The sequence below is a fragment of the Mesorhizobium sp. Pch-S genome (genome assembly GCF_004136315.1).
Lineage (GTDB): Bacteria > Pseudomonadota > Alphaproteobacteria > Rhizobiales > Rhizobiaceae > Mesorhizobium.
Genome location: NZ_CP029562.1, coordinates 4581668 through 4597152, shown reverse-complemented (window position 1 = coordinate 4597152; position 15485 = coordinate 4581668). Strand labels below are relative to the sequence as shown.

12 protein-coding genes and 1 pseudogene are annotated in these 15485 nt (G+C 62.9%); 4 read left to right on the top strand and 9 right to left on the bottom strand.

The genetic code is table 11. The features are described from left to right. Positions 1–85: 85 nt before the first annotated feature. A complete protein-coding gene (locus C1M53_RS21530) occupies positions 86–1558 on the bottom strand; it encodes an amidohydrolase family protein (protein WP_129414087.1) in 1473 nt (490 codons plus the stop codon). A gap of 131 nt (positions 1559–1689) precedes the next feature. Here C1M53_RS21530 and C1M53_RS21525 point away from each other — a divergent pair, with 131 nt between their 5' ends. Beyond that, the gene (locus C1M53_RS21525) at positions 1690–3255 is read left to right on the top strand and encodes an ABC transporter substrate-binding protein (RefSeq protein WP_129414086.1); all 1566 of its coding nucleotides are present in this window, start codon (positions 1690–1692) and stop codon (positions 3253–3255) included. 126 nt (positions 3256–3381) lie between these two features. Here C1M53_RS21525 and C1M53_RS21520 read toward each other — a convergent pair whose 3' ends face one another. From C1M53_RS21520 to C1M53_RS21505, 4 genes are all read right to left on the bottom strand, one after another. After that, positions 3382–4824 carry an amidohydrolase family protein gene (locus C1M53_RS21520; protein WP_129414085.1) on the bottom strand — a complete coding sequence of 481 codons (1443 nt, stop codon included), beginning with the start codon at positions 4822–4824 and terminating at the stop codon, positions 3382–3384. Further along, positions 4817–5899: an amino acid ABC transporter permease gene (locus C1M53_RS21515; RefSeq protein WP_129414084.1), complete on the bottom strand. Its 1083-nt coding sequence runs from the start codon at positions 5897–5899 to the stop codon at positions 4817–4819. The genes C1M53_RS21520 and C1M53_RS21515 overlap by 8 nt, the downstream gene beginning before the upstream one ends. Further along, positions 5896–7059, bottom strand: a complete 1164-nt coding sequence (locus tag C1M53_RS21510) for an ABC transporter permease subunit (protein WP_129414083.1) — start codon at positions 7057–7059, stop codon at positions 5896–5898. Before C1M53_RS21510 ends, C1M53_RS21515 begins: the two co-directional genes overlap by 4 nt. 76 nt (positions 7060–7135) lie before the next feature. After that, positions 7136–8164: an amino acid ABC transporter substrate-binding protein gene (locus C1M53_RS21505; RefSeq protein ID WP_129414082.1), complete on the bottom strand. Its 1029-nt coding sequence runs from the start codon at positions 8162–8164 to the stop codon at positions 7136–7138. A gap of 203 nt (positions 8165–8367) precedes the next feature. Here C1M53_RS21505 and C1M53_RS21500 point away from each other — a divergent pair, with 203 nt between their 5' ends. From C1M53_RS21500 to C1M53_RS21490, 3 genes and pseudogenes are all read left to right on the top strand, one after another. Further along, the gene (locus C1M53_RS21500) at positions 8368–9909 is read left to right on the top strand and encodes a HAMP domain-containing sensor histidine kinase (RefSeq protein ID WP_129414081.1); all 1542 of its coding nucleotides are present in this window, start codon (positions 8368–8370) and stop codon (positions 9907–9909) included. After that, positions 9906–10514, top strand: a complete 609-nt coding sequence (locus tag C1M53_RS21495) for a response regulator (protein ID WP_129414080.1) — start codon at positions 9906–9908, stop codon at positions 10512–10514. Before C1M53_RS21500 ends, C1M53_RS21495 begins: the two co-directional genes overlap by 4 nt. Positions 10515–10601: 87 nt before the next feature. Continuing rightward, positions 10602–11086: pseudogene (locus C1M53_RS21490) on the top strand (heme-binding protein). 189 nt (positions 11087–11275) lie between these two features. Here C1M53_RS21490 and C1M53_RS21485 read toward each other — a convergent pair. Genes C1M53_RS21485 through C1M53_RS21470 form a run of 4 tightly spaced genes read right to left on the bottom strand, consistent with a single transcriptional unit; the run spans position 11276 to position 15446 of the window. Continuing rightward, on the bottom strand, positions 11276–11731 hold the full coding sequence (locus tag C1M53_RS21485) for a hypothetical protein (RefSeq protein ID WP_129414079.1): 456 nt from the start codon (positions 11729–11731) through the stop codon (positions 11276–11278). Between the two features lie 33 nt (positions 11732–11764). Further along, a complete protein-coding gene (locus tag C1M53_RS21480) occupies positions 11765–13564 on the bottom strand; it encodes an ABC transporter ATP-binding protein (protein WP_129414078.1) in 1800 nt (599 codons plus the stop codon). Continuing rightward, positions 13561–14421, bottom strand: coding sequence for an ABC transporter permease (locus C1M53_RS21475; RefSeq protein WP_129414077.1), 861 nt, complete (start codon positions 14419–14421; stop codon positions 13561–13563). Before C1M53_RS21475 ends, C1M53_RS21480 begins: the two co-directional genes overlap by 4 nt. A gap of 20 nt (positions 14422–14441) precedes the next feature. Then, positions 14442–15446 carry an ABC transporter permease gene (locus C1M53_RS21470; RefSeq protein ID WP_129414076.1) on the bottom strand — a complete coding sequence of 335 codons (1005 nt, stop codon included), beginning with the start codon at positions 15444–15446 and terminating at the stop codon, positions 14442–14444. Positions 15447–15485: the final 39 nt, after the last annotated feature.

The following is a 15485-nucleotide window of genomic DNA, read 5'->3' as shown; positions in this document are numbered from 1 at the left end:
TGAAGTTTACCAGAGTTACCCAAGTCACCGACCGACGACCTTCATCGGTCAGCCCCTTCCAATCCAGTGCGGTTGAAAAACGGGCCTACGATGCAGAGCCGGGCAACATGATCGGCTTATGGAAAGTCCGGCTGATCTGCCCCCAGCCCGGATCGTGCATATGGGCCTCGAGACCGGCACGCTTCACCATCGCCCAGGCTTCGCGCTCGCCGAAATCGATCGCCTGGTCGACATCCACCGTCAGCACACGCCCTTCCTGCATCAGGATCTTGCCATCGACGATCACTGTATCGACATCGCTGCCGACAACCTGATGGATGAGCCGGTGCACCACCATCCAGTTGGGGGCGAGATGTGGCTGGCGCATGTTGATGATGGCGATGTCCGCCTTTTTGCCGACCTCCAGCGAACCGATCTCGTGCGCCTTGCCGAGTGCCCTGGCGGCATCGATCGTGATCATCTCGAAGACCTTGCCCGGCGGCAGCAGGTAGCGGTCGTTGTTGTTGAGCAGGTGCTGCGTGAACTGTGCCAGGCGCGCGATCTGGAACATGTCGAAATGCCGGCTGGGCGAAACGCCATCCGAAGTGATCGCCACCGGTACGCCTTTCGACATCATGTCCAGCAGCGGCACAGCGCGGCCGGGCGGCGCATGCGTCACATGCGTTCCGGTTGCGGCCAGTATGTCGACCTCATCGTGCGAGATGCCCCAGCAGTGCTGCAGGTGCACATCAGGTCCGAGCAGCGCGTTTTCCTTGTCCTGGAACGCCATGCGTATCTGTCCCGCAAAGGCATCGGAATGAATGCGCACACCCCATTTACGCGCGATTTCGCGCACCCGCCTTGCCTGCATTCGATCTTTGTCGGTCAGCTTGACCGCAAGATCCGGCGTGGTCGGATTTGAGGGATCGAGGGACGGCACGATCGTGAACGGCGTGACGAAGACATCGATGCGGCCGTCGGCGCTGCCATTCAGCGTCTCGATGGCAGCCTCCGTTCCCTCGATCATCTCTTCGAAAGAAACCTGCCGCCCTATCGGCGCGCCGCTCTCCCAGCGTGTGACCGGATGCGGCCAGGGCAAGCCGGCCGGACCGACACAGACAATATCTCGCAGGCCGATCTCGGAATAAGCCCTGGCGTGATTGATGGAGAAGACCGGATCGTCGCTTCGCGGCATGGAGGAAATGATGCTGACCCCGGTGGTAACGCCGGCTCGCAGGCGCTCCAGGCCGCCGATCAGCCCGTCTGCATACCAATAGTCGCGGGTCGCGCAGTGATAGTAGGTCGGCGTGACGATCCGCATCCATAGAGAATAGGTATCGGCAGCGATGGAGCGGATCAGCGCATGGCCGGCATGGCCATGTGCGTCGATGATGCCGGGAATGATGAGCTTGCCGCGACAATCGACGACTTTCTTGTCCGGGTGCCTCGGTTCCAGATCCTGGGCGTGTCCAATGTCGACAATCCTGTCGCCGAGAACAGCAATGGCACCATCTTCGATCACACGTCGGCCGGCATCGACAGTGACGATGGTTCCGTGAAGCAGTAGCAGTCCGTTCACGTTCTCCTCCCCGAGACACTCTCATCGTAGGCATTTTGCTATCTATATGCGCAGTTTACGTCAACAATATTGTTGACAATCCTGTCGAGCATGACGATTGTGAGATCGAGCGAGGAACCTGGGAGGTGAATATGTCCTGCTTGAAAAGCTTGCTGGCTGGCGCCGTGGCTGTCGTGGCCCTGACGGCTTCGGCAAATGCGGAAACGCTGCGCTGGGGCGGCCGCGCCGATATCTATTCGCTGGATCCGGATTCTGTACCCTCGACGGCCAATCTGGCCTTCCTGAATCATATCTATGAAGGCCTGGTCCGTTACGACACGAACTTCAAGATCGAGCCGGCGCTCGCGACGGAATGGAAATTGATCGACAACAAGAAATGGCGCTTCACCCTGCGCAAGGGCGTGAAGTTCCACGACGGTGCAGACTTCACCGCTGACGACGTCATCGCTTCGCTCAAGCGCGTCAGCGATCCGACATCACCGCTGCGCGGCAACATCCCGCTTTATGTGAACAGCACCAAGGTCGACGACTACACGGTCGATGTCGAGGTTTCGGCGCCGACGTCGCTCTTCCTCAACGACATGACCAACATCTTCATGTTCAGCGCCAAGTGGCTGAAGGACAACAACACCGAAAAGCCGACCGACGTCGCGACCAAGACCGAGGGTTATGCCACCCACAACACCAACGGCACCGGCCCGTTCAAGCTGGAAAGCCGCACCCCGGACAGCAAGACCGTCCTGCTCGTCAATGACAGGTGGTGGGATCAGAAGAAGCACAACATCGACCGCATCGAATTCCTGCCGATCGCATCACCTGCCACACGCGTGGCTGCCCTGCTTTCCGGCGAAGTCGATCTCGTCGACTCTGCACCGATCCAGGATCTTCCCCGGCTGGAATCCTCGCCGGGCATCACCGTGAAAAAGCGCACCGAGTTGCGCACCGTATTCATCGGCTTCAACCGCAAGGAAAAGCTGGAAGACGGCCGTGACAATCCATTCAACGATCTGCGCGTGCGGCAGGCTTTCGAAGCAGCTATTGATCGCGACCTGATCAACAAGAAGGTCATGCGTGGCCTGGCGCGTCCGTCCGGCTCCCTCATCGCTCCTGAGATCGCCGGCTACGCCAAATCGCTCGACAGTTACAGCCCCGCCGACCCGGCCCTTGCCAAGAAGCTTCTCGCCGAGGCCGGCAAGGAAGGCCTGAAGTTTACCTACATGTGTACAAACGACGAGAGCATCAACGAGGAAGATTTCTGCGCCGGCATCACCAACATGCTGAAGCGTGCCGGCTTCGACCCGACGATCGACATTGCGCCGCGCGCGGTTCAGTCGCCGAAACGTTCGAACGGCAAGGCCGACGTCTTCAACCTGAGCTGGGCAAACGAGCCGACGCTGGATGCCTATTCCCTGCTGGCTCAGGTCCTCGAGACCAAGACCGGCAAGGTCGGCGTCTCCAACTATGGCGGCTGGTCCTATCCAGAACTCGACAAGCTGGTCGAACAGGCGGTGCAGGAACCCGACAACGCCAAGCGCCTGCAGATCGAAGAGGCCGCCCTCAAGATCGCCAAGGACGACACGATCCTGATCCCGCTTCACCAGCAGCCGATCGCCTGGGCAATGCAGGCCAAGGTCAAGAGCATCGATTTCCGGGCCGACAACAAACCGCGCCACTGGCTGACGCAGATGGGCGAGTAACCCGGTCCGACAAGAGGCCGTATGTCCAAACTCAGGGCGCTTCACCTCCAAGTGAAGCGCCCTTTCTTCGACAAGATCAGGCTACGAACCGCATCATCGATCGCCGCCATCTGAAAGGATGTCAGGTCAGCCCTGCACCACCGGCAGGGATTTGGGCGCCAGTTCCGCAATGTCGCGGCCGCGCGGATCGAAAAGCCTCGCCCGCGCGCAAGCCCAATCCTGCAGCGCCTGCATTTCGCGCAGCGCGCCCTCATAGTCGATCCCGGTCGGCCTCCCCTCGTCCACCGTCAGGCGCCCGTCGACATAGACCCGTTCCACCGCGCGTTCGGCGGCGCAGTGCACCAGGCTGCGCAGCGGATCATAGACCGGCCGCATCGTCGGCGTATCGAGATCGACCACCACCAGGTCCGCCTTGGCGCCGACGCTCAGCCTGCCGATGTCCGACCGGCCGAGCGCACGTGCGCCGGCCAGCGTCGCCGCTTCGAAAATGTCGCCTGTCGAAAGATCGAAAACACTCCTGCCGCCAAGCCGCGAGCAGATCAGCGCCTGCCGCATCTCCTCCAGCATGTTGAACGGATAGCTGTCGGTACCGATGGCGACGTTGACGCCGGCGCGGCGGTAGGCGCCCAGCGTCTCCAGTGCCATGCCGCTGCGCGCGAAGGTAACCGGACAATGCGCTACGCTGGTGCTGCGCTCCGCCAGGGTCACCAGATCGGCGCGTGTGCGCTGCCGCGTCCAGGAATGATGATCGGTGAATATGCAGTGGCCGATGATGACGTCCGGTCCGAGCACACCGAGCTGATCGAGATATTGCACGGCAGTCAAGCCGGTGCGGCGCAGCAGCTCCTCGTGCTCGGCCATGGTCTGCGCGGCATGGACGGTGAGCCGCATGCCTCGCTTGCGCGCTTCATCGGCGGCATCGACCAGCAGGTCGGGCCGGCAGGTCTCGACCTGCGACGGTGAAACAACGCCATCCAGCCGGCCGCTTGGATGGGCCCTCGCCTGGTCGGCAAATTCCAGGGCTCGCGCAAATGCGTCGCGGCCAGCCTCCTCATCCCATGCGAAATCCAGCCGATGGCTGTCATGGACAACCCAGTCGGCCTGGCGGAAACCGGGAGCGAGGTAGCCGCGCACGCCGCTTTGCGCGGCGATGTCGAGCCAGGTGTCATGAATGCCGGCAATGTCGAGCACCGTGGTCGCACCGGAACGCATCAGGTCGCCGAGCATGACCGTCAGACATGCGGCACGGGCATCCGCGCCGCCATCGATCACCGAGGAATATTCGTACATGGCTTGCCCCCAGAGGGCGGCGGTGCCGACATCCTCGAAAATGCCTTTGGCCATCGGTTCGTCATGCGAATGGCAATGGATGTCGATCAGCCCTGGCATGACCATGCGCGCCTTGCCGGAGAGTTCGGTCGTCGCCGGCCCGTCGAACCTCTCGCCAACGCAGAGCAGGCCGGTTTCGTCGAAGGCGACGTCGCCGCCATGTCGATAGACCTGCCGATCGCCGGCCGCGTCATAGGCGATGATGGTGTCGACGTCGCGGATGACGGTGATCTCAGTCATGACCAACCCTGAAACGTGTTTCGAGAAAGCGGCTGTAGGCGCCCATCAGAGCGCTGAAGACGAAATAGACGACGGCAGCGAAGAGATAGCCTTCCAGCACCGCGATGCCTTGCCAGTTGGGATCGCGCAGGGCGGTGCGCACGGTGTTGAGGAAATCGAGCAGGCCGACGATGGTCACAAGCGTCGTGTCCTGGAAGAAACCGATGAACAGCGAGACCAGCGGCGGAATGACAGTCTTAAGCGCCTGGGGGATGATCACCAGGAACGTATACTGCCAGTAATGCAGCCCCAACGCCTGGGCGGCCTCCGTCTGGCCACGCGGCAATGCCTGCAGCCCGGCGCGCACGATCTCGGCAATGTAGGCTGCGGCAAACAGGATGATCGCGACCTGGGCCCGCAGCAATTTGTCGATCGTCACGCCCTCGGGCATGAACAAAGGCAACATCACGGAAGCCATGAACAGGATGCTGATCAGCGGCACGCCACGCACCAGTTCGATGAAGGTAACGGCGAGAATGCGGATGGCCGGCAGGTTGGAAAGCCGCGCCAGCGCAAGCAGGATACCCAGCGGCAGCGCTAGGACGAGCCCGACAAAGGTCAGCATGAAGGATAGCGGCAAGCCGCCCCATTGCGACGTCGGCACGGAGGTCAGGCCGAACACACCACCCGCCATCAGCACGAACAGCAGCGGCAAAAGCACGATCCAGCCGGCTATCAACTGACGACCCCACAGGCGCGGGATACCAGAAGCGGCCATGGCCGCGATGAACAGCAGCGTCGCGGTCAGCGGCCGCCATTGCTCGTTGAACGGATAGATTCCGAAAAGCATGTAACGCAGCTTGTCGGCGAGGTAGGGCCAGCAGGCCCCCGAGGCGACCTTGCACTCTTCCGGTGTGCCGGTGAACACCGCATTGACCAGCAGCCAGGAGATCGCGACCTTGGCAACCAATGCGAAGATCGCCAGGCAGATCAGGGTCACCACCGAGTTGCCTGCAGTGCCGAAATAGGCTCGCAACCCGCCGCTCTCATGCTGCGGCGGGGTCAGATCGCTTGCCATGATGGATTGTTCGCTCATGACTGGCGCTCCTTGAGCGCGACATGCCCGTTGTACCAGTTCATCACCACGGAGGTGAGAAGCGAGAGGATCAGATAAGTCAGCATGAACAGCGCAATCGGCTCGATCGCCTGCCCGGTCTGGTTCATGATGGTGTTGGACACCATGACAAGGTCCGGATAACCGATGGCGATCGCCAGCGAACTGTTCTTGAAAGTCGTCACATAGACATTGGTCAGTGGCGGCACGATCACCCTGAGCGCTTGCGGCAAGATGACCAGCCGCATTGCCTGGCCATCCGAGAGACCGAGAGACTTCGCCGCTTCGCGCTGCCCCTTGCGGATCGCCAGGATACCGCTGCGCACGATCTCGGCGACGCTGGCGGACGCGCTGAGCGTCAGGCCGACAAGCAGGGCGACGAATTCAGGCTTCAGATGCGCCCCACCGGTCAGGCGAAACTTGCCCAGCACCGGCCAGTCGACTTCGCCGCTGATATCGAAAAGCAGTGCAGCTAAGACGATGGGCAGCACCAGCAGTGCAAAAGCCACGGGCCAGCCCGGAAGCGCCCTGCCCGTCGCAATGCGCCGGTCGCGCACGATCCTGAACCAGATGGCTGCAGCGACAATGCCGATGGCAACCGCGGCCGCAGCTACCCAGAAGCCGGAATTCCAGATGATAGCCGGCACCACGAGGCCGCTGTTCGAGACATAGACACCGGGCAGCAGCGTGATGGCCTGCCGGACTGGCGGCAGCGTGAAAATGATGACCGAGTACCAGAGGAAGAGGTAGAGCAGCAGCGGCACGTTGCGCAGCGCTTCGACATAAAAAAGCATCAGCCGCGACAGCAGAGGATTGCTGGACAGGCGCGCGATGCCGACGAGTGTACCTATGACTGTGCTGAACACGATGGCGAGAAGCGCCACCTTGACTGTGTTGAGCAGGCCGACCAGCAGCGCTCGCGCATAACTGTCAGACGGCTCATAGGCGATCGGCGTCTCGCTGATGACGAAGCCGGCCTCACGGCCGAGATAGCCGAAGCCGGTCGCTATGTCCTGCTTGGCCAGATTGGCAAGCGCGTTGCTGAGCAGATACCAGCCGACGGCGACGACTGCCGCCACGCAGATGACCTGATACGCCAGTTCTCGGACGCGGCGATTTCGCAGCAGAACAATGGGCGACACGCCGTGTTCCCCTTCAAGGTCTGGTTGAGAAAGTATGGCGCATGTCGACCGACATGCGCCATATCAGGCGACCGGCTTACCGGAAGGGCGGCGGATAAAGCAGGCCGCCATTGTTCCAAAGCGTGTTCGGGCCGCGGCTCAGACCGAGCGCGGTCTTCTCACCAAGGTTGCGGTCGAAGACTTCGGCATAATTGCCGACCTGCTTGATGACGTTGTAGCCCCACTTCTTGTCGAGGCCGAGCATCGGGCCGAGATCATCCGTTCCGCCCAGCATGCGCTGGATCTCCGGATCGGCACTTTTGGCCTGTTCGTCGACATTGGCCTGGGTAATGCCTTTTTCCTCGGCGGCCATCATCATCCAGATCGACCAGGAAACGATGTCGCGCCAGTTGGAATCGTTCTGGCGCACGGCCGGCGCCAGCGGCTCCTTCGAGATCGTCTCCGGCAGGATCACATAGTCGCCCGGGCTCTTCGAACCGGCGCGGATGGAAGCGAGATCGGACCGGTCGGACGAGACGGCATCGCAACGGCCGGAGAAGAAGGCGTTGTTGTTTTCGTCCGGGTTCTCGAATACCACCAGTTCGAACTTCTTGCCGGTCGTGCGGAAGAAGTCGGCCAGGTTCTGCGCCGTCGTGGTTCCCGGCAAGGTGCAGATGGCCGCGCCGTCGAGCTCCTTGGCGCTGTTGATGCCGAGGCTCTTGGCCACCATCAGACCTTGGCCGTCGTAGAACACGGTCGGGCCGAAATCGATGCCAAGCGAGGCTTCGCGCGAATAGGTCATCGTCGTCTGGCGCGACAGGATGTCGATCTCGCCCGACTGCAGCACCTGGAAGCGCGTGTTGATGTTGGTCATCACGAAGTCGACCTTGTTCGGATCTCCGAACACGGCGCTGGCCACCGCGCGACAAACGTCGACGTCAAACCCGGCAAACTTGCCCTGCGCGTCAGCCAGCGCAAAGCCTGTCGTGCCCATCGAAACGCCGCAGATGAGTTTGCCGCGCGCTTTCACCGTCTCCAGCGTCGACGCGGCCTGTGCCGCGACGACGGAAGTGCCCAAAAGCAGCACGGCAGCCGCGACGCGGCGTGCCGTCCGAAATAGTGCCATTTTGTCCTCCCAAGCGGTTCTGACGGAATCTCCGTCGACCGTCACCTTTTTCAACACGGCGATCCAACCAAATTGCCGACAATTCTTCAACAAAATAATCGACAATAATTGTAATCAATCGGAGAAACCCTGGAATGAGCCAGTGACGGGGCTGCTGCCAGTTGTTGCTTTAGCTATCCCGCGCAAACTGCCACAATGGTCCGATGACGCTCGTCCGACGCCCGATCCTGGAGAGACCTGCCACTCTGATCGCCATCTGGTTCCTGCTGCTGCTCATCGCAGCCGGAACGCTGGCGGCATGGCAGTATCGGGCGCTTGTCACCGAACTCGAGCAGGAAAGTTTCGCCCTGCACAGGGTCGCCTCGCAGCGCGCGGACCAGCACGATGCCCATATGACGGCGCTTTCGGCCATTGCGGTCGCATCGGATGGTCGCAGCTTTGACCTGTTCCTGGACGTGGCTTCGACCATAACCCGTTTTTATCCGCGCATCGACGAGATCCAGCTTGTCCCGCTGGATCAGCAGGCCACCATTGTCGGCACGACACCGCTCGATCCATCGATGGCAGAGCACATCCGGACGGCAGCCAGGACCTCGACCGGCCAGATAACGTTGCTGCCAAACCCCGGGCGACCCGACCACTACGCCATGGTGAAGCGCAGCCCCAACAGTGACGCCGCGCGCTATGGACTGATGCTGGGCATCGACGCCGGTAAACTGATCGACGAAGCGGCGCCCTTCTGGTCACGCCCCGGCGTCACGATGCGGCTGTCCTTGCCCGACGGCCACCTTCTTGTCGGGCCACCCGCCCAGCCAGGCGGGGTCCGTTTCTCCAGGCCCCTCAGCAGTGCCTCACAACCCCTAGCGTTGGAAACCGGCATGACGATCGGTTTCCTCGACCTGTTCCCGCCTTTGCGGACGGGCCTTGTGCTGCTCGTCGTCAGTCTTGCCTGCCTTGCTGGGCTGGCGGGCCTACGTCAGCGCGCCCGTGCGCGCGCAGCTGTCGAACAGGCGCGGCTCAGCGCGCTGGAATCGCGGCTTGCCCATGCCTCACGCGTCAACGCGCTGGGCGAAATGGCAAGCGGCATGGCGCATGAGTTGACACAACCGCTCACCGCGATCCTGGCACAGTCACAGGCCGGGCGCCGATTGGCCAACAGGGGCGACGTCGCCGCACTTGCACCGGTTCTGGAAGACACCGTCACCCAGGCCAAACGGGCCTCCGCCATACTGGAACGCTTCCGCAATTGGTCGCGCCCCCAGAACACGCTGGCGGAAACCTTCGATCTGCGCGAGGCACTGATCAATGTGCGAACGCTGCTGGCACCGGAGGCTGGCTCGCGTGGAATCCAGCTCGCTGTCAATGTTCCCGACAAGCCGATCCTGGTGGTTGCGGACCCTGTCGAAATGGAACAGGTCGCTTTCAATCTCGTGCGCAACGCGATGGAAGCGTTGGACGATGGACGAAACGGCACGGGAAGCGTGACGATGAGCCTACGCGAAAAGGGTTCTCAGGCCATTTTTGAGGTCGGCGACAATGGCCCCGGAGTGCCGGAAGCAATCCGGTCCAGACTGTTCACCCCTTTCGCGACCACCCGCGTCGACGGCACCGGGCTCGGCCTGGCACTCAGCCAACGCCTGGTCGAGCGCGCAGGTGGTGAGATCGTGCTGATCGAAGACAGCCCCGGCGCGACCTTCAGGGTTGTGCTGCCGCGCGGACAGGACAATGCGGAGGCGGCCCAGTGAACAGTCCTGTCTATCTCGTCGACGATGATGAGGCCGTCCGCCGGGCTCTCGGCTTGCTGCTTTCCACAGTGGGGATAACGGTTACCGGCTTCGCCGATCCGCAGACGTTCCTGGCACAGGTCGGCCGGCTCGAACCCGGTTGCCTCGTCCTCGACATTCGCATGCCGGTCATCTCCGGGCTGAAGCTGCAGGAAAGACTGGCGGAACAGGGTATCGATTGGCCCACCATCGTCATTTCCGGCCACGGCGACATCGAGGCCTGCCGGCGTGCCTTCCGCAATGGCGCCGTCGATTTCCTGTCCAAGCCCATCGACGAGCAGGATCTGATCGACGCCATCCAGAAAAGCCAGCAATTGCTCGAGCGCACCCTGCGCAAGCGTGCAGAAACGGCGGAGACGATCACCTTGCTAGCCGCACTGACGGCGCGCGAGAGCGAGGTTCTGGATCGCATCGCCTCGGGTTTCACAACCCGGCAGATCGCCGAGGGGCTTGGCCTGTCGCCACGCACCGTGGAGAGCCATCGCGCCGCGATCGGCGCCAAACTCGGCACTACATCGCAGGCCGAAATGACCCGGCTCTGGCTCGAGGGCCAACAAACTCCGTAGAACTACGGACCCGGTCGCAAGCCCTACGAATACCGACAGCGCCGATCGCGCGGTAACCCTCCTCCATCAACTGGACAGGAGACCGAAATGATCCGCACTCTCGTACTCGCAGCCGCCCTCGTTGCCCCGCTTGCCGCCACCGCGCAGGAATTGCCGACGACGCCTTACCTTCCGCTCGAGCTGGCCACCAAGGCCGCCGATGCCGCGCTCAAGGCCTGTGTTGCCGAGGGCCATAACGTCAGCGTCGCCATCGTCGCTCGCGACGGCGCAACCAAGGTTGTGCTCAAGGGCGACAATTCCGGCCCGCACACCGGGGCAAGCGCACAGGGCAAGGCGTTTACTTCGGCAGCACTCGGCCGCGACACGGCAGGGCTCGCCAGTTCATCGCCGGCAAGCCGGCCAATGAAGGCATGCGCGATATGGACAGCCGCATGGTGATCCAGGCCGGCGGCCTGCCTGTGAAGTTCGGCAAGGCACTGGTCGGCGGCATCGGCGTGGGTGGCGCGCCTTCGGGCGACATCGACGCCAAGTGCGCGGCTGCCGGCCTGAAGGCAATCGGCGCTGCCGAATAACACGGGACGACCGGGTAGATAAAAACCACCACCGGGGGGACAACCCGCCGGCGGTGGGCGTTCGACTAGAGCGCCGCGCGTCCTTTCGGACGCGCAAAGGTCGCTCTAACAGTTTGATTTGGCGCATGACGGGTGGGCGTATGCCACCCTTCCTTTCCGAAAATCGATTCCGATTTTCGGGGTCATGCGCTAAGACTTCTGGACCTTTGCCTTGTATTCCGGATCCAGCGACAGCGCGTGGAACAGGAACGGCCGGTTCACATAGTGGAAGCCGAGCGGGCAGTGCCTGACGCCAGCCGGGATGTAGATCGAGCCCGACTTGTTGATGATGCGGCGCTCGCCCTCGATGTCGATATAGAGCTCTGCGCCGAGATCCTGCGGGTTTTCCGGGTCATTGCCGGTCCAGATCAGGACTTCGTCATAATCGTGGACGTGCTCCGACACCCAATGCAGGTGGCGGTTGAACGGCGTGATCCAGATGTGGGTCATGTGGATCTTCGCGTTGGGCTGCACCAGCGTGCCGACCAGCTCGAAACCACCCGTGTTCGGCGGATTCTCAAGGTCGGCCAGTGCGCCCTCGGCGGTGAAGTCTACCTGCAGCAACGGCAGCGTGTCGTTGAGCAGACCGTCAAAATGGCTCATCATCTTCTCCTCTTGATGAACGGAAAATCCTCAGATTCAGCGTGAACCGCCCGCAGATTGCCTTGGTGCCAGCGCCGGAATGTCCACGGCTTCGGTCGGCAATTGCAGCGTGTTGGCCAACAGCGATTGTGTGTAGGGATGGCTGGGCGCGCTCAGGACCTTGTGAGCTTCCCCCTGCTCGACGACGCGGCCGGCGCTGAGAACGGCCACGCTATCGGCGATGTTGCGCACCACGGCGAGGTCATGCGTGACAAAAAGCATGCCGAGGCCGTCGGCAAGCAGGCTGCGCAGCAGTTCGATCACCGAGGCCTGCACCGACACGTCGAGCGACGACGTCACCTCGTCGCACAGCAGCACCGCTGGATTGGCGACCAGCGCACGGGCGATGGCAACACGCTGGCGTTGGCCGCCCGAAAGCTCGACCGGGTAGCGTATGGCAAGATCGGGCGAGATGCCCACCCGTTCGAGTGCTTCCGCAATGATGCCACCGGAGCGGGTGCGCGCTTCTGGCCTGTTGGCCAATGCGGCCGCCAGGCTCTGGCCGATCGTGCGGCGCGGATTGAGCGAAGCGTTGGGATTCTGGAAGATATATTGCAGCCGCTGACGGGCATTCTGATCGCGCTCGCCGACGGTGAGCGGCAATGGCTTGCCATCGAGGCGGAATTCGCCGGTGAGATTGCCATGCAATCCGATCAGACAGCGCGACAGCGTCGACTTGCCGCTGCCGGATTCGCCGACGACGGCCAGGCACTGGCCCGGTTCTACCTTGAGACTGACATCGAACAGGATCTGGCGATGCCCGTAGAAAGCATTGACCCCGTCGGCCTGCAGCACTGCCGCGCTGTTGACAACCTGCCTGTCGGCATGCCCGACAACCTGCGGTCGCGCCTCGAATGTTTGTGCCAGTTCCGGGCGGACGCACCGCACCTGGGTGCCGCCGACCAGCCTAAGCACTGGCCGGGTGCTGCAGGCATCGACAACGTGATCGCAACGATCCGAGAAGATGCAGCCGCTCGGCGCCTCGCCGACCGCCGGCACGCGTCCGCGGATCGGCCGCAGCACCTGGCGTGCCTGCAGTGAGGGAACGGCATCCAGCAACGCGCGTGTATAAGGATGGCGTGGCGTCGCCAGCACCTCCTGCATGCGCCCCTGTTCGACAACCTGGCCGCCATACATCACCGTGACATGGTCGGCGACGTTGGCGATCACCGCGAGGTCGTGGCTGACATAGATCGCGGTCAGATCGTCCGAAACGCAGAGCTGCCGGATCAGGTCCAGCACCTTGGCGCGCGTCGAGACGTCGAGCCCCGTCGTCGGCTCGTCGAGAATGATCAGCTTGGGTTTCGCGATCACCGCCATGGCGATCGCGATACGCTGCTGCTGACCGCCGGAAAGCTGGCGTGGACGGCGCAGCAGGAAGGCCGCGTCATCGGGCAGGCCGACCTTGCGCAATATCTCCCGCGCACGAGCCGTCTTTTCAGCCGCGTCGCCGGCCAGTCCCTCGGTCAGCAGCGTCCCGAGTGTCAGCATCGGATTCAGGGCCGCACCAGGGTCCTGGGCGACATAGGCCACAATTTCGCGCCGTGCCTTGCGCAGGCTTGCCGTGTCGAGGCCCAGCATGTCGGTGTCGGCGACGCGAACCGAACCGCCGGCGATGCGCACGCCGCGCCGCGCATAGGCAAGCAGTGCCAGCGCCAGAGTCGACTTTCCGGAACCGGATTCACCGACGATGCCCATCACTTCGCCCCGATCGAGGCTCAGCGAGACATCCTCGATGATCGGTGCGCCGTCCGTGCGTTCGACGGTCAGCCCTGCGGCTTTCAATACCGCCATCATGACGCGCCTTCCGTACGGGCCATCACCCGCGCAGCTCCTTCGGCGATCAGGCCGCCCCCGATGGTGTAGAGGATGATCATCAGGATCGGCGCGAGCACGGCAAAGGGCTGGGTGCCGAGGCCGGTACCGTTTTCACTGACCATCAGGCCCCAGTCGGCCGCCGGCGGCTGGATACCGTAGCCGATGAAACTCATCGAGGACAGGATCCCAACCGACCAGCTCAGCCTGAGCCCCAGCTCGACCAGCAGCGGCGAAGAAACGTTTGGCAGCAATTCGCGCAGGATGATCACGGGGCCCGGCGTGCCGACGGCCTTGGCCCACAGCACATATTCCCGGTCGAGAAGCGGAATGGCAGCGCCGCGGATGACGCGGGCGACGCCCGGCATCAGGGTCAGAACCACCAGCCCGACCAGCAGGATCGGCTGCGGCCCGAACACCGAGACGCACAGCAGCGTCAGAAGAATGCCCGGGAAGGCCAGCAGCACATCCAGCGACCGCATCAGCACAAGGTCGGTCCAGCCGCGATAATAGGCGGTCACCAGGGCCACAGCGGCACCGATCACCACGCTGAGCAGGGCCGAAACCGGAGCCATCCAGGCGAGATAGACACCACCTGAAAGCACACGGGACAGGACATCGCGCCCGAGATTGTCGGTGCCGAGCCAGGCAACTGCCGAAGGCACGTCATAGGGTTTACCCACGGGCGCGGCGGGATCGTAGGGCGCGACGAAAGGGCCGATCACGACCAGCGTGGTCATCGCGGCCAGCAGGATCACCCCCCAACGAACCTGGGCGGATGCCCAAAGCCGCCACCAGCCACTGGCTGGGCGCCGGCGCACGGCCTGGTGCGCAGTCATTGTTATTTCCACGTCGATACTCACGCCTTGGACTGCTTCTGGCCAGCCGCCTCATCCCGCTGGGCGAGCGAGTCGGCGATGAGATTGAAGATGAAGTACGCCGAGGCGATCACCAGCACATTAGCCTGGATCACCGGCAGGTCGCGGTTGGTGACGGCGTCGACCAGGGCGCTGCCGACGCCGGGATAGGCGAACAGATACTCCACCACGACAACACCGCCGACCGTGAAGGCCGCGACGAGGCTGGCCGCCGGAATGATCGGCGCTACCGCGTTCGGCAACGCATGCCGGAACAGGATCCGGCTCGGCGACAGGCCCTTGAGCTCGGCGGTCTGGATATACTCGGTCGCCATCACATCGATGACTGCGACCCTCACCAAACGGGCGAGATACATGACGCCGGGAATGATCACCGTTGTCGCCGGCAGCACCAGCGCGTCGGGGTAGGAGAACGGCGAGTCTCCCGGTGGGATGAATGAAACCGCCGGCAGCACGTGCAGCACCGTTGTCGCAAAAAGCGCGACCAGCACCGTCCCTGTGACAAAGTCGGGAACGGCATTGGCCACCATCGACATGCCGAGAAAGACCTTGTCGACGACGCCGTCGCGGAACTGCGCGGCGATCACCCCGACCAGCAGCGACAAGGGCAGCATGACGGCGAGCGCCACCCCGCTCAGGGTCGCGGAATTGCGAACCCCGAGCGCGAGCAGGTCCGCCACCGGCTGTCCGTTGGAGAGGGACATTCCCCAGTCGCCCCGCAGGATGCCGCCCAGCCAGATGAGGTATTGCCACCACAGCGGCTGGTCTAGCCCGAGCTGGACACGCAGCTGGTCCAGCTGTTCCTGCGTCGCGCTCTGGCCGAGGATCATGTTGGCGACATCCCCCGGCAAGGCGCGTGCCGCGAGGAAGATCAGCAACGACACCGCAAGCAGCGTCAGCACCCCTTGCAGCAACCGTGCAAGCAAAGGCTGCAGCCGGGTGAAAACCCCGATCGTTGCATTGTCGGTCTGGCTATCGACTGTCATCGAACGCTCTTCCCCGCGCCTTGGACTGATCATCTTCGA

Excerpts from the sequence above, each read along its gene's own strand:
- C1M53_RS21525 (WP_129414086.1), top strand. The coding sequence starts at position 1,690 with ATGTCCTGCTTGAAAAGCTTGCTGGCTGGCGCCGTGGCTGTCGTGGCC.
- C1M53_RS21520 (WP_129414085.1), bottom strand. The coding sequence starts at position 4,824 with ATGACTGAGATCACCGTCATCCGCGACGTCGACACCATCATCGCCTAT.
- C1M53_RS21515 (WP_129414084.1), bottom strand. The coding sequence starts at position 5,899 with ATGAGCGAACAATCCATCATGGCAAGCGATCTGACCCCGCCGCAGCAT.
- C1M53_RS21505 (WP_129414082.1), bottom strand. The coding sequence starts at position 8,164 with ATGGCACTATTTCGGACGGCACGCCGCGTCGCGGCTGCCGTGCTGCTT.
- C1M53_RS21500 (WP_129414081.1), top strand. The coding sequence starts at position 8,368 with ATGACGCTCGTCCGACGCCCGATCCTGGAGAGACCTGCCACTCTGATC.
- C1M53_RS21485 (WP_129414079.1), bottom strand. The coding sequence starts at position 11,731 with ATGATGAGCCATTTTGACGGTCTGCTCAACGACACGCTGCCGTTGCTG.
- C1M53_RS21480 (WP_129414078.1), bottom strand. The coding sequence starts at position 13,564 with ATGATGGCGGTATTGAAAGCCGCAGGGCTGACCGTCGAACGCACGGAC.
- C1M53_RS21475 (WP_129414077.1), bottom strand. The coding sequence starts at position 14,421 with ATGACTGCGCACCAGGCCGTGCGCCGGCGCCCAGCCAGTGGCTGGTGG.
- C1M53_RS21470 (WP_129414076.1), bottom strand. The coding sequence starts at position 15,446 with ATGACAGTCGATAGCCAGACCGACAATGCAACGATCGGGGTTTTCACC.